Source organism: Rathayibacter sp. PhB186, from assembly GCF_003751825.1.
In the GTDB taxonomy this organism is placed as follows: domain Bacteria; phylum Actinomycetota; class Actinomycetes; order Actinomycetales; family Microbacteriaceae; genus Rathayibacter; species Rathayibacter festucae.
This window is the reverse complement of record NZ_RJKO01000001.1, coordinates 221106-233211: the sequence shown is the minus strand read 5'-3', so window position 1 is coordinate 233211 and position 12106 is coordinate 221106. Positions and strand designations below refer to the sequence as shown.

The window sequence follows — 12106 nt, the reverse complement described above, 5'->3', positions numbered from 1 at the left end:
CGGCGTATCGAGACCCGGCGTGCTGGACACGGTGGATCTCGATACGCCCGCTCCGCGACCTACTCGATCCGCATGCAGCGGCCCCGCCCGCTCCTTGCATGCTGGTCGAGTAGCCGCCGCAGGCGGCGTATCGAGACCCACCCCGTGAGAACCTGGACTCCCCATGACCTCCGTGCTCCGCGCCCTCCTCGCCGTCCTCGTCGGCGCGCTCGCGCTCACCGCCGCTCCCCCGGCCCTCGCCGCGACCGACCAGATCACCTGGGCGGTCAGCCCCGCGACCGACGGCGCCGTCGACAAGCGCTCCTGGGTCGAGCTCGACCTCGACCCCGGCGCCACCGCCGAGGAGCAGGCCGCGGTCCGCAACCTCAGCGACCAGACCGTCACGTTCCGCATCGACGCGGCCGACGGCTACTTCACCGACAAGGGCCGCTTCAACATGCTCCCCTCGGACCAGGAGTCCGTCGACGCCGGCACCTGGATCACTGCCCCCGAGACCGTCACCGTCGAGCCCGGCGGCACCGGCATCGTCCCCTTCACCGTCACCGTCCCCGACGACGCGGAGCCCGGCGACCACGCCGCCGGCCTCGCCGCCTCCCTCGTCTCCGTCGGCACCGACGTCGGCGGCTCCTCCGTCGGCGTCGAGAGCCGCATCGGCTTCCGCGTGATGACCCGCGTCACCGGCGACGTCGCCCCCGCCGTCGCCGTCGAGAACCTCACCGGCGACTACCGCCTCTCCTGGAACCCCTTCCAGCCCGGCTCCCTCACCGTCACCGCCGACATCGTCAACACCGGCAACGTCCGCCTCCTCCTCGACGGCAGCGCGACCGCCCAGGGCGCCTCCGCCCCGCTCGTCGCCGCCGACGCCGCCCAGCAGGAGCTGCTCCCCGGCGACCGCCGCGCCGTCACCCTCCAGCTCGACGACGTCTGGCCCCTCTTCGCCGTCGGCACCGACCTCACCGTCGCCCCCACCGTCGTCACCCCCGAGGGCCTCGACCCCGTCGACATCGCCCCGCTCACCGAGTCGACCACCACCGCCGCCGTCCCGCTGCCCCAGCTCGCCGTCCTGCTCGGCCTCGCGCTGATCCTCGCCGCGCTGCTCGCCGGCCGCACCCGCTCCCGCCGCCGCGTCGCCACCCTCGTCGAGCAGGCCAAGGAGGAGGGCCGCCGCGAGGCCGCCCACCAGCCCTCCTGACCCCGGCCCCGTCCGTCCCCCTCCGCGAGATGCCACTTGTGCACGCTTTCCACGGCGTGTCGCGCTCATAAGTGGCATCTCGCGAGAACTCAGACGTCAGCGGGTGGACGTGACTCCTCTCGGCGGTCGCGAGCGCACACTCCGGGGACACCCTGGAGCGTGGCCTGCACGAAGCATGACCCGCCTCCTCACCAGGACGACCGTCGACATCGACGAGGTCTCCCTCGACGGCGCTCATGTCGCTGACCCCGACCGCGAGATGCCACTTGTGCACGCTTTTCACGGCGTGTCGCGTGCACAAGTGGCATCTCGCGGAGGGGGGGCTACTGGTAGGTGATCAGGTCGGGGAGGGGGGCGACCTGGGCCATCGTCTGGGCGGGGGTCAGCATCGGGAGGTCCTCGTCGTAGAAGTTCTTCCAGCCCCAGGCGATGCCCTCGGGGGCGCCCTCGTGCAGGGCATTCCAGGTGGCCTGCTTGTCGGGCTGGCCGCCCTGGCCGTCGACGTGGATCAGGAACTCGAGCTCGGGGCGGTCGCGGCGGATGCTGTCGCGGTCCTGCAGCATCGACAGCCGGAACTGGTGCAGCACGAACATCTTCGGCGGCAGGCCCTCGCGCTGCACGAGGTCCGCGAGCCAGCTCGAGACGCTGTCGACCTCGGTGGCCTGGACGCGGCCGATCTGCGCGAGCGGCACCTCGTCGGGCGCGAGCCGCCACTCCGGATCGAGGGCGAGGCCGACGTTCGGGAGGCGCAGCAGCTCCTCGTAGGCCTGCGCCTGAGTGAGGAAGTCGGAGCGGCCCGGCTGCAGGTCGAGCACGACGTACATGCCCGCCGCGGCGGCCGCGTCGATGTAGGGGCGTATGCCCGCGGGGTCGAGCTCGTTGGAGTAGTCGCCGTCGCCGCCGGCGCTGCCCGCCGCGACGGTGGTGATGATCTCGAGGCTCGGCACCACCTGCAGATCGGTGAGCGAGCGGTACGGCTCGGCCACCGCCTCCGCCCGCGCGATGGTCGCGTCGAGGCCCTGCTCGCCGAGCACGCCGAGCACGGGTGCGCCGGGCGTGCCGTAGATCGCGACGTAGAGGTGCCCGCCGAAGAGACGCTGCCCGCCGCCGGGCAGCTGCCAGCCGCTCGCGGCGGCGCGCACGGACCACTCCGGCAGCGACTGCGCAGCGAGCACGGGTCCGAGCAGCAGGGTGCAGGAGGCGCCCGCGTCGGCGATCGCGGTGACGGCCGGCCCCGAGGCGAGGAGGTCGGTCACGGAGTCGCCGACGAGGGTCACCGGGACGCCGACGGCGCGCGCGTTGGCGACGGCCGCGACGTCGGCGGCCTGGGCGAGGGCGGTCACCCCGGCGAGCGGTTCTGCCCGCGTCGGCAGCGCGCCGAAGGGCGGCGCCGCGGGGGCACCGGGCGCGAGGGCGACGAGGGAGGCGACGTCGAGCGCGCCGACCGCGACTCCGGTCGCCTCCTCGATCGCGGCGGCCTCGGCGGCGGCGGTCACGGTGTCGACACCCGCGTGCTCCGCGACGGCGCCGACGGCGACGACTCGGGTGGTGCCGAGCCGGGCGAGCTCGGCGTCGATCGAGGAGTCGGACGGCGAGGCCGAGGCCGTCGCGGTCGACGTGGATCCGGCACTCTCCACCAGCAGCGGCACGCCCCAGGCGATGCTCACCTGCGCGGCGAGCAGCACCGAGGCGGGCACGTCCTCCACCACGACGACGAGCGGCGCCGCGGTGAACAGCAGAGCGCTCGCACTCGCGGCGTCGGCGGCGAGCGCCACCGGACCGGCGGGCGCGGCGGCCTGCGTGCGCGGCGCCTCCTGCGGCTCGGAGTCCGAGGGGGACGCGGAGTCGAAGGTGCAGGCGCTCAGCAGCGGCAGGACGGCGAGGCCGCCGAGCACGACGCCGCGGCGGGTGAGGCCGCGGCGGGTCAGCCGATCGACGGCGGGGACGTCGGGGATCTCGGGGGGCATGCGCGGACCTCTCCTCTCGGAGCCGGCGGGCTCACTGGTGCGCGGTGGGTCTCGCTCCAGTGTCGCAGGCGCTGCCCCCCTCCCGTGGGACGAGGGGTCGGACCGACCGCTCGGTCAGACCGTGCGCGGCGCCTTGGCGAGGTTGGCCTCGAGCTCCTCGCGGTTCTGCCGCACCACGTAGGCGGGGCGGTCGCGCTCGACGCGCCAGGACTCGCTCAGCGGCGTGATCGCGACGGTGTCGAAGCCGAGGCGGTCGTAGAGGTCGGTGACGAAGTGCACGGCCTCGGGGTAGTCGCTCGACGTGGCGAGGGCGCGGCGGTCCTCGCTGCCGGCAGGGGTGCCGTCGGTCGTGATGTCCGCGGCCATGATGTGGTTGAACGCCTTGACGACCTTCGACTCCGGGAGGTGCTTCTGCAGCATCTCGCTCGTGGTCGTCTCGCCCTTGTCGAGCGCCTCGATGCGGCCGTCGCGCTCGAAGTAGTAGTTGTTCGTGTCGAGGACGATCTTCCCGGCGAGCGGCGCGACCGGCACCTCCTCGAGGTTCTTCAGCGGCACGGTCACGACCGCGATCTCCGCGGCCTCGGCCGCCTCCTGCGCCGTGGCGGCGCGCGCCTTCGGGCCGAGCTCCGCGATGAGGTCGGCGAGGGTCTCGGGACCGCGCGAGTTCGCGATCACGACCTCGTCGCCCTGGGCGAGGACCGCGCGCGCGACCTGGCTGCCGATGTTGCCTGCTCCGATGATTCCGTAAGTGGTCATGGGGAAGGGAACGCCCGCGGAGGGGAGGAATTCCGTCCTGGGGCGCACTCCCACGCCGCGTCCAGGCACCGCGGACGCGTGTCGCCGCGATAGGTTCGAGCGTCCGCTGACGAACGACCCCGGAGACCGCGATGCCGCAGTTCGACCTCCCGCTCGAGCTCCTCGAGCAGTACCAGCCCGACCTGCCGGAGCCCGAGGGCTTCGCGGACTTCTGGCGCGAGACCATCGCCGAGGCCCGCGGCCTCGCGACCGAGCCCGTCTTCGAGCCCGTCGACGCCGGCTTCCCGCTCCTGGAGATGTTCGACGTCACCTTCTCCGGTTTCGGCGGCCACCCGATCCGCGGCTGGCTGATCCTCCCCCGCGGCGTCGAGGGCCCGCTCCCCGCCCTGGTCACCTACATCGGCTACGGCGGCGGCCGCGGCCTGGTCGACGAGTGGACCGCGATGAGCGCCGCCGGCTACGCGCACCTGGTGATGGACACCCGCGGCCAGGGCTCCGGCCACCGCGGCGGCGACACCCCCGACCCGGTCGGCAGCGGCCCGCACGTCAGCGGCTTCATGACCCAGGGCATCGAGTCGCCCGCGGACCACTTCTACCGCCGCGTCTTCACCGACGCGGTCCGCGCGCTCGACGTGCTGCGCGCCCACCCCGCCATCGATCCCGCGCGCGTCGCGATCTCGGGCGGCAGCCAGGGCGGCGGCATCTGCCTCGCCGTCGCGGGCATCCTGGGCCTGCTCGGCGAGTCGGAGTCGGCGCGCGCCGCGATCATCGACGTCCCGTTCCTCAGCCACATCGGCCACGCCGTGCGGATCGTGGAGACCATGCCCTACGGCGAGGTCGTGCGCTACCTGCGCACCCACCGCGGCTCGGAGTCGTTCGTCTTCGACACGCTGTCCTACTTCGACGGCACCTCGTTCGCCCCGCACGCCGAGGTCGCGGCGATGTTCTCCGTCGCCCTGCTCGACGAGATCTGCCCGCCCTCCACCGTCTACGCCTCCTACAACCGCTACGCCGGCCCGCGCGAGATCCGCGTCTACCCGTTCAACGGCCACGAGGGCGGCGAGGTGTTCCAGATCCGCGAGCACGTGCGCTTCCTGGCCCGCGAGCTGGCGTAGAGGGCGAGCAGCTCGACCGGCTCAGCCCGACTGCGCGTCGAGCATCGCCGTGCCGATGCGGTCCTCCAGGTCGGCCAGCTCGTCGAGGACGTCGACCGCCACCCAGGCCTGGTCCCGCTTGCGGTCGGTCAGCGCCGTCAGCACGCCTGCGGCGACGAGCTGCCCGATCGCCGCGCCGACGCTCGAGGGCGCCCGTCCGGTCAGCTCGATCGCGCGGGCAGTCGTGACGATCGGGTGATCGAGGAGCCCGTCGAGGAGGAGCGCCGCCGCACTCCCCGCGCGCGGCCGGACGGCGGCCCACCACGCCGCGGGGAGCGCCTCGAGGACGGCGGCCGTCCGGGCCGATTCCGGAGCCGCGACCGCGCAGGCCCGCGCGAGCTCGTCGACGAAGGGCGCGAGCGCCCCATCCCGATAGTCGTTCACCAGCTCGAAGTAGCGCTCGCGATCCGCGACCAGCGCCGACGCCACGGGGACGACCGTGGTCCTCGTCAGCCCGCGACGGCGGAGGATCGCGGTGATCAGCGCGCGGCCGATGCGCCCGTTGCCGTCGGTGAAGGGGTGGATCGACTCGAACTGCGCGTGCGCGATCGCGGCCTGCACGATCGGGTCGAGGTCGCTCCGATTCGAGAACCGGATCAGGTCGGCCATCAGCGCCGGGACCGCCTCGGGCGGCGGCGGGACGTGCACCGCACCGCGCGGGGAGTGGTCGCTGCCGCCGATCCAGTTCTGCATCGGCCGGCAGGCCCCGGCGTAGCGGGCGTCCACCGGGTCGTCGGCCATCAGGATCCGGTGCGCCGTGAGGATCGCGGCCTCGTCGATCAGTCCGGTCCGGCCGGCGGCGTCGACCATGCCCGTCATCGCGTCGGCCGCCGCCACCATCGACGTCGCGCTGGAGTTCGCCCGGATGCCGACGGTGGCGCGGGCGTAGTCCTCCAGGGTCGCGTCCTCGTCTTCGATCTTGGAGGAGGAGACGGCTTCGGTTCGGAGCAGGAGCCGACCGAGCACCCCCAGCCGGTTCCCGTACTCGGCGTCCAGGGCGATGACCGCGTGCCGCGCGTCGTCGAGGGCCGGCCGAGAGGCGGGCGGCGGCTCCCAGGAGGACTCCGCGATCAGCGGCGGCAGGGCGACCACGACCTCGCTGAGCATCCGGTCAGCGCGCGTGCCGGCCCGGACGGTCTGTCGCCAGGGCCGCGTCTCGTACTCGTGCGCCGGCCACTCGGACGTCATCCGGCTCCCCTCGACAACCCGAATCAGCGGGTGCATTGTTTCGGGTTAAGGCTACAACCCGAATCAGCGGTCGCGCTGTTTCGGGTTGCAGGCGCAGTCCGACGGGCATCGCTTTGTGACGTCGTGCGACGACAGCGGTGCCGATTCCCGGCGACTCTGGGCACGATCGAGGGATGACTCGTCAGATCCGCTTCAACGCCTTCGACATGAACTGCGTCGCCCACCAGTCCTCGGGCATGTGGCGCCACCCTCAGGACCAGTCCTGGCGCTACAAGGACCTCTCCTACTGGACCGATCTGGCGAAGCTGCTCGAGCGGGGCACCTTCGACGGCATCTTCATCGCCGACGTCCTCGGCACCTACGACGTCTACGGCGGCTCGAACGAGGCCGCGATCCGGCACGGCGCGCAGGTCCCGGTGAACGACCCGATCCTGCTCGTCTCGGCGATGGCCGCCGCGACCGAGCACCTCGGCTTCGGCATCACGGCCGGCACCGCCTACGAGCACCCGTACCCGTTCGCACGCCGCATGTCGACGCTCGACCACCTGACCAAGGGCCGCGTCGGCTGGAACGTCGTCACCGGCTACCTCCCCAGCGCCGCGCGCAACATGGGCCACGAGGACCAGCTCGAGCACGACGACCGCTACGACGTCGCCGACGAGTACCTCGAGGTCCTCTACAAGCTGTGGGAGGGGTCGTGGGAGGACGACGCCGTCCTCCGCGACCGCGAGTCCGGCGTGTTCACCGACCCGGCGAAGGTGCACGAGATCGGCCACCGCGGCAAGAACTTCACCGTGCCCGGCATCCACCTCTCGGAGCCGTCGCTGCAGCGCACCCCCGTCATCTACCAGGCGGGCGCGTCGCCGCGCGGGATCCGCTTCGCGGCGGGCAACGCGGAGGCGATCTTCGTCGCGTCATCGACCAAGGCCGGCCTGAAGGCCACCGTCTCGCGGATCCGCGACGCGCTCGAGGCGGCCGGCCGCGACCGCCACTCCGCGAGGATCTACACGCTGCTGACGATCATCACCGACGAGACCAGCGAGAAGGCGCACGCGAAGCACCGCGACTACCTCTCCTACGCGAGCGAGGAGGGCGCGCTGGTCTTCATGTCCGGCTGGATGGGCATCGACCTCTCGCAGTACGACCTCGACGAGCCGATCGGCAACGTGAAGAGCAACGCGATCCAGTCGACCGTCGCCAACTTCCAGGAGGCGAACGAGGACGGCAGCGAGTGGAAGGTCCGCGACATCGCGAAGCTCGGCGCGATCGGCGGCCTCGGCCCGTTCATCGTCGGCTCGCCCTCCGAGGTGGCCGACCACCTGCAGGAGTGGGTGGAGGACACCGACGTCGACGGCTTCAACCTCGCCTACGCGATCACCCCGGGCACCTTCGAGGACGTCGTCGAGTTCATCGTGCCGGAGCTGCGCCGCCGCGGCGCCTACCCCGACGAGTACGTCGAGGGCACCCTCCGCCAGAAGCTGCACGGCCGCGGCGACCGCCTGCCGGAGGAGCACCTCGGCGCCGGCTTCCGCTACCGCGCGGACGCCTGACGCCGGGTCCCTCCCTGCTGATCGAGCAGCCCGCGGAGCGGGCGTATCGAGATCCCCCACCGCACGCACAGAAGCACCCCGCCGCGATGCGCGACGGGGTGCTCGTGTGCGTGAGCGAGGAGCGTCAGCCCTCGAAGGTGGCGTCGAGGGTGATCTCGACTCCGGTGAGCGCCTTGCTGACGGGGCAGGTGTTCTTCGCGTCCTCGGCGGCCTTGAGGAAGGCGGCCTCGTCGATGCCGGAGACCTCGCCGCTGACGACGAGGGCGATCTTGGTCAGCTTGAAGCCGCCGGCCGAGTCCGGGCCGAGCGAGACGTCGGCGCGGACGTCGAGCGCCTCGACGGTGCCGCCGGCCTGGCCGAGGACGGCCGAGAACTGCATGGCGTAGCAGGCGGAGTGCGCGGCGCCGAGGAGCTCCTCGGGGCTGGTCGAGCCGTTGGCGTCGTCGGCCGCGCGCTTGGGGAACGAGACGTCGTAGGTGCCGAGCTTCGAGCTCGAGAGCTCGACCTGGCCCTCGCCGGTCTCGAGCGAGCCGTTCCAGGCGGTGCGTGCAGAACGAGTGGGCATGGTTCCTCCTTCGGGGCGGGGAGCACCTGCCGTACCGGTGCTCTCCCTGGGGTTCCGAGCCTAGGGGAACGATCGTTCTCCTGCAATGCGATGGCGCGGAACGTCGCCTGGAAAGGCGCCGACTCAGTGCAGCAGCTTGAGCCCGATCACGCAGCCGACGATCCCGAGGACCAGCAGTGTGCGGACGAGCGAGAAGCCCTCGCCGCCGATGAACATGCCATAGAGCACGGTCAGCGAGGCGCCGATCCCGACCCAGACGGCGTAGGCCGTGCCGGTGGGCAGATCGCGCATCGCGTAGGCCAGGCCGGACAGGCTGGCGACGACGCCGAACCCGAAGATCACGGACGGCCAGAGTCGGGTGAACCCCTCGGACTTGCCGAGGGCGGTGGCCCACACGGCCTCGAGGACACCGGAGACGATCAGGACGATCCAGGACACGACGACTCACTCCTTCGAGTCAGTCTTGTCGTGCTGCCGGGTACTGCTCCCTCGTCCGGTTCGCCGTCATCGGCTGCCGCCAGCCTGTCACCGCGCCCTGGGCAGGCCCTGGGCAGCGGCGGCGGGGGCGGGGCAGCGCCGCTAGGCGAGGACCCGGTGGCCGCCGCCGCGCTGCCGCGCCATCTCGGCGCCGAGGCGCTCGGCCTCCTCGCGGGAGTCGTGGCGGGTGAGCGGGACGGCGGCGCCCGCGATGCGGTTGTGCCAGCCGGCGTCGTCGGCGTAGGTCTCGATCGCGGCGATGCGGTCGCCGCTCCTGCTGGTGTGCGCGCTCAAGGGCGGCCTCCGTCTCTCCCGCGTCTCGGAGTCGAGCGGGCCCACCAGACAACCCCGCGCAGCGGCGTCCGCTCCAGGGGTTGACGCTTCCGAGCAGGGAGGCGAAGGTCTCAGCCGGCGACGGAGGCGGCGGGATCGAGGTGGTCGGCCAGCGCGTCGATCGCCTGGTCCCAGCCGTCGTAGAACGAGTCGTCGCCCTGCTCGCCGTCGACGCCGGCCAGCTCGAAGGTCAGCCGGGTCAGCTCGCCGGCCGAGCGGATCGACACGGTCACGACGGGCGCGTCCGCGTCGCCGGGCTCGCCCCAGGTGAAGACGAGCTTCTCGGGAGCCGTGATCTCGCGGTAGACGCCGCCGGTCGGGTAGGTCTCCCCGCTCGCGGTCGAGACCATCGTGTAGGCATAGCGGCCGCCGACCTTCAGGTCGACCTCGACGGTGTCGCGCGGAGTGGTCAGCCCGCGGGGGTGCCACCACTGGGCGAGCTCGTCGGGGTCGGTCCACGCGCTCCAGATCTCCTGGGGCGTCGCGTCGAACAGCCGGGTGAGGGTGAAGCCCTGAGCGTCGTCGGTCATGGTCGTACTCCTTGCTGAGCGTCGGAAGGGATGCGCGCGAGCGTACTCCGGGGGCCTCCGAGGCTCCTCCACTCGGTCCCCCGCGCGCAACCCGGACCGTGCCGGACGAGGGAGAGGACGCGCCGCGCCCCTTTTCATGCTGGTCGAGTAGCCCCGCAGGGGCGTATCGAGACCCGACGTCATCAGCAGGGCGGGGCTGCAGACTCGCGTTCTGACGGTGGTGGATCTCGATACGCCCGCTCCGCGGGCTACTCGATCAGCATGGACGCTGCTCAGCTGCCGAGGCGGCCTGTCAGGCGGCGGTGGAAGCCGGTGCTGCGCTCGTCGAGGCCCTCGATGGTGACGATGGCGCCGTGGTCGCGGTACTTCGTCTCGATGGAGTCGAGGGCGGCCACGGTGGAGGCGTCCCAGATCTGGGCGCGGCCGAGGTCGATGACGACGGCGGCCGGGTCGTCGGAGTAGGCGAAGCGGTCGACGAGGTCGTTGCTGCTGCCGAAGAAGAGCGGGCCGGTCACGGTGTAGCGGACGGACGCGCCGTCGGCGGCGACCGCGCGCTCGACCGCGATGACGTGGGCGACGCGGCGGGCGAAGAGGATCATCGCCAGGATCACGCCGACCAGCACGCCCAGCGCGAGGTTGTCGGTCGCGACGACGACGACCACGGTGACGACCATCACGAGCGTCTCGGGCACGGGCATCCGGCGCAGGGTCGAGGGGCGGAGGCTGTGCCAGTCGACGGTGCTGATCGCGACGATCATCATCACCGCGGCGAGCGCCACCATCGGGATGCGGCCCATCACCGAGCTGAGGCCGGTGACCAGCGCGAGCAGGAAGACGCCGGCGACGATCGTCGAGATCCGGGTGCGCGCGCCGCCGGTCTTCACGTTGAGCACGGTCTGGCCGATCATCGCGCAGCCGGCGATGCCGCCGTAGAAGCCGGCGAGCAGGTTCGAGACGCCGAGCGCCCAGGACTCGCGGCCCTTGTGCGAGGGGGTGCCGGTCATCTCGTCGACGAGCTTGGCGGTGAGCAGCGTCTCCATCAGGCCGACGAAGGCGACGCTGAGCGCGGTCGGCAGGATCAGCTGCAGGGTCGCGAGGTCCAGCGGCACCAGGAACGGGGTGATGCCGGGCAGCTGCCCGGTCAGCGGTCCCTCGTCCGCGACGTCCGGGACGGCCAGGTTCGCGAGGATGACGACGGCCGTCACGACGACGATCGCGACGAGCGGGGCCGGCACCGCGGTGGTGAAGCGGGGCAGCACGAAGATGATCAGCAGGGTCGCGGCGAAGAGCGCGTAGGCGATCCACGGGACGTCGATGACATGCGGCACCTGCGCCAGGAAGATCAGGATCCCGAGCGCGTTGACGAAGCCGATCATCACGGAGCGCGGGATGAATCGCATCAACCGGGCGAGGCCCGCGAAGCCGAAGACGATCTGGATGACCGCGGCGAGGATCACCGTCGGCAGCACGTACTCGACGCCGTGCTCCGAGACGAGCGGCGCGATGACCAGCGCGACGGAGCCGGCAGCCGCGGTGATCACGCCGGGGCGCCCGCCGAGGATCGACATGGTCAGCGCGAGGACGATCGAGGCGACGAGGCTCACCATCGGGTCCACTCCCGCGACGACCGAGAAGGAGATCACCTCGGGCACCAGCGCGAGCGTCGTCACCATGCCGGCGAGCACCTCGCGGGAGAGCTGGCGCGGCGAGCGGAGGGCGTCGAGGACGGTGATCGCGCGATTCGCGACGGCGGGGCGGGGCCCGGGCAGGCTGGTCGGGCTGGTGGGGACGGACACGACGGTCTCCAGGGGCGGACGGGCTCGGTGGGAGCGGCGGTCGGAAGGGGAGGAGCGCGGCGTCGCGCGAGCCGGACCCGCGCACGGGGAGAATGGTGCGGGACCCTCGACAGCAAACCTACCGCAACGTGAGGGTTGACCGGAACGGAGAGACGATGGCGGACGACCGCACGACCGAGCTGACGGCCGAGGAGGTCGAGGCGACCATGCGCATCGGCGAGCTCGCCGACCGGTCGTCGCTGTCGCTGCGGACGATCCGGCACTACGACGAGGTCGGGCTGCTCCGGCCGAGCGGCCGCACCGAGGGCGGGTTCCGCCTCTACACCGAGCGCGACTTCGACCGCCTGCTGCTCATCCGCCGGATGAAGCCGCTCGGCTACACGCTCGACGCGATGACCGAGCTGCTGCGCGTCGTCGACAGCCTGGAGCAGGCGGAGACCCCGGAGGAGACCGCCGCGATCCGCGCGCGGCTGGCCGCCTTCGAGGAGGAGGCGTCGCTCCGCCGCGCGAAGCTGCAGGACCAGCTGGCGATGGCGGACGAGTTCCTCGCCCTGCTCCGCGCGCGCTGAGGCGGCGAGCAGGGCGAGGCGATCAGGCC

Annotated in this window: 12 protein-coding genes and 1 riboswitch; of the genes, 4 read left to right on the top strand and 8 right to left on the bottom strand. The window is 72.3% G+C overall.

Annotation, left to right across the window (positions count from 1 at the left end):
• Window positions 1-163 precede the first annotated feature (163 nt).
• Window positions 164-1192 (top strand): WxL protein peptidoglycan domain-containing protein, encoded by a 1029-nt coding sequence (locus EDF45_RS01125; protein ID WP_123734649.1) that lies wholly within the window; start codon window positions 164-166, stop codon window positions 1190-1192.
• A gap of 323 nt (window positions 1193-1515) precedes the next feature.
• On the opposite strand, the gene EDF45_RS01120 is transcribed toward EDF45_RS01125, so the two are convergent.
• Window positions 1516-3159, bottom strand: a complete 1644-nt coding sequence (locus EDF45_RS01120) for a hypothetical protein (RefSeq protein ID WP_123734648.1) — start codon at window positions 3157-3159, stop codon at window positions 1516-1518.
• A 114-nt stretch (window positions 3160-3273) separates the two neighbouring features.
• Window positions 3274-3915 (bottom strand): NADPH-dependent F420 reductase, encoded by a 642-nt coding sequence (locus EDF45_RS01115; RefSeq protein WP_123734647.1) that lies wholly within the window; start codon window positions 3913-3915, stop codon window positions 3274-3276.
• A 131-nt stretch (window positions 3916-4046) separates the two neighbouring features.
• Here EDF45_RS01115 and EDF45_RS01110 point away from each other — a divergent pair, with 131 nt between their 5' ends.
• Complete coding sequence (locus EDF45_RS01110; protein WP_123734646.1) at window positions 4047-5030, top strand: acetylxylan esterase; 984 nt, start codon at window positions 4047-4049, stop codon at window positions 5028-5030.
• Window positions 5031-5051: 21 nt separating this feature from the next.
• Here EDF45_RS01110 and EDF45_RS01105 read toward each other — a convergent pair whose 3' ends face one another.
• On the bottom strand, window positions 5052-6257 hold the full coding sequence (locus EDF45_RS01105; protein ID WP_123734645.1) for a Fic family protein: 1206 nt from the start codon (window positions 6255-6257) through the stop codon (window positions 5052-5054).
• A gap of 173 nt (window positions 6258-6430) precedes the next feature.
• On the opposite strand from EDF45_RS01105, the gene EDF45_RS01100 reads away from it, so the two are divergent.
• Window positions 6431-7807 (top strand): LLM class flavin-dependent oxidoreductase, encoded by a 1377-nt coding sequence (locus tag EDF45_RS01100; RefSeq protein WP_123734644.1) that lies wholly within the window; start codon window positions 6431-6433, stop codon window positions 7805-7807.
• Window positions 7808-7931: 124 nt separating this feature from the next.
• Here the strand turns inward: EDF45_RS01100 and EDF45_RS01095 are convergent, their stop codons facing one another.
• The 5 genes from EDF45_RS01095 to EDF45_RS01075 all read right to left on the bottom strand — a co-directional run bounded on the left by EDF45_RS01095 (window position 7932) and on the right by EDF45_RS01075 (window position 11481).
• On the bottom strand, window positions 7932-8372 hold the full coding sequence (locus EDF45_RS01095) for an OsmC family peroxiredoxin (RefSeq protein ID WP_123444486.1): 441 nt from the start codon (window positions 8370-8372) through the stop codon (window positions 7932-7934).
• Between the two features lie 123 nt (window positions 8373-8495).
• Window positions 8496-8810, bottom strand: a complete 315-nt coding sequence (locus EDF45_RS01090) for a multidrug efflux SMR transporter (protein ID WP_123734643.1) — start codon at window positions 8808-8810, stop codon at window positions 8496-8498.
• Window positions 8811-8823: 13 nt separating this feature from the next.
• Window positions 8824-8890, bottom strand: a riboswitch (guanidine-III (ykkC-III) riboswitch).
• A gap of 61 nt (window positions 8891-8951) precedes the next feature.
• Window positions 8952-9143 (bottom strand): DUF2188 domain-containing protein, encoded by a 192-nt coding sequence (locus EDF45_RS01085; RefSeq protein ID WP_123734642.1) that lies wholly within the window; start codon window positions 9141-9143, stop codon window positions 8952-8954.
• A 110-nt stretch (window positions 9144-9253) separates the two neighbouring features.
• Window positions 9254-9712, bottom strand: a complete 459-nt coding sequence (locus EDF45_RS01080; RefSeq protein WP_123734641.1) for an SRPBCC domain-containing protein — start codon at window positions 9710-9712, stop codon at window positions 9254-9256.
• A 272-nt stretch (window positions 9713-9984) separates the two neighbouring features.
• Window positions 9985-11481 carry a SulP family inorganic anion transporter gene (locus EDF45_RS01075; RefSeq protein WP_260311935.1) on the bottom strand — a complete coding sequence of 499 codons (1497 nt, stop codon included), beginning with the start codon at window positions 11479-11481 and terminating at the stop codon, window positions 9985-9987.
• 182 nt (window positions 11482-11663) lie between these two features.
• On the opposite strand from EDF45_RS01075, the gene EDF45_RS01070 reads away from it, so the two are divergent.
• Complete coding sequence (locus tag EDF45_RS01070; protein WP_123734640.1) at window positions 11664-12077, top strand: MerR family transcriptional regulator; 414 nt, start codon at window positions 11664-11666, stop codon at window positions 12075-12077.
• The last annotated feature ends 29 nt before the right edge of the window (window positions 12078-12106 follow it).

Coding starts and splice junctions, on each gene's coding strand:
- EDF45_RS01125 (WP_123734649.1), top strand. CDS start 164: ATGACCTCCGTGCTCCGCGCCCTCCTCGCCGTCCTCGTCGGCGCGCTC.
- EDF45_RS01120 (WP_123734648.1), bottom strand. CDS start 3,159: ATGCCCCCCGAGATCCCCGACGTCCCCGCCGTCGATCGGCTGACCCGC.
- EDF45_RS01115 (WP_123734647.1), bottom strand. CDS start 3,915: ATGACCACTTACGGAATCATCGGAGCAGGCAACATCGGCAGCCAGGTC.
- EDF45_RS01110 (WP_123734646.1), top strand. CDS start 4,047: ATGCCGCAGTTCGACCTCCCGCTCGAGCTCCTCGAGCAGTACCAGCCC.
- EDF45_RS01105 (WP_123734645.1), bottom strand. CDS start 6,257: ATGACGTCCGAGTGGCCGGCGCACGAGTACGAGACGCGGCCCTGGCGA.
- EDF45_RS01100 (WP_123734644.1), top strand. CDS start 6,431: ATGACTCGTCAGATCCGCTTCAACGCCTTCGACATGAACTGCGTCGCC.
- EDF45_RS01095 (WP_123444486.1), bottom strand. CDS start 8,372: ATGCCCACTCGTTCTGCACGCACCGCCTGGAACGGCTCGCTCGAGACC.
- EDF45_RS01080 (WP_123734641.1), bottom strand. CDS start 9,712: ATGACCGACGACGCTCAGGGCTTCACCCTCACCCGGCTGTTCGACGCG.
- EDF45_RS01070 (WP_123734640.1), top strand. CDS start 11,664: ATGGCGGACGACCGCACGACCGAGCTGACGGCCGAGGAGGTCGAGGCG.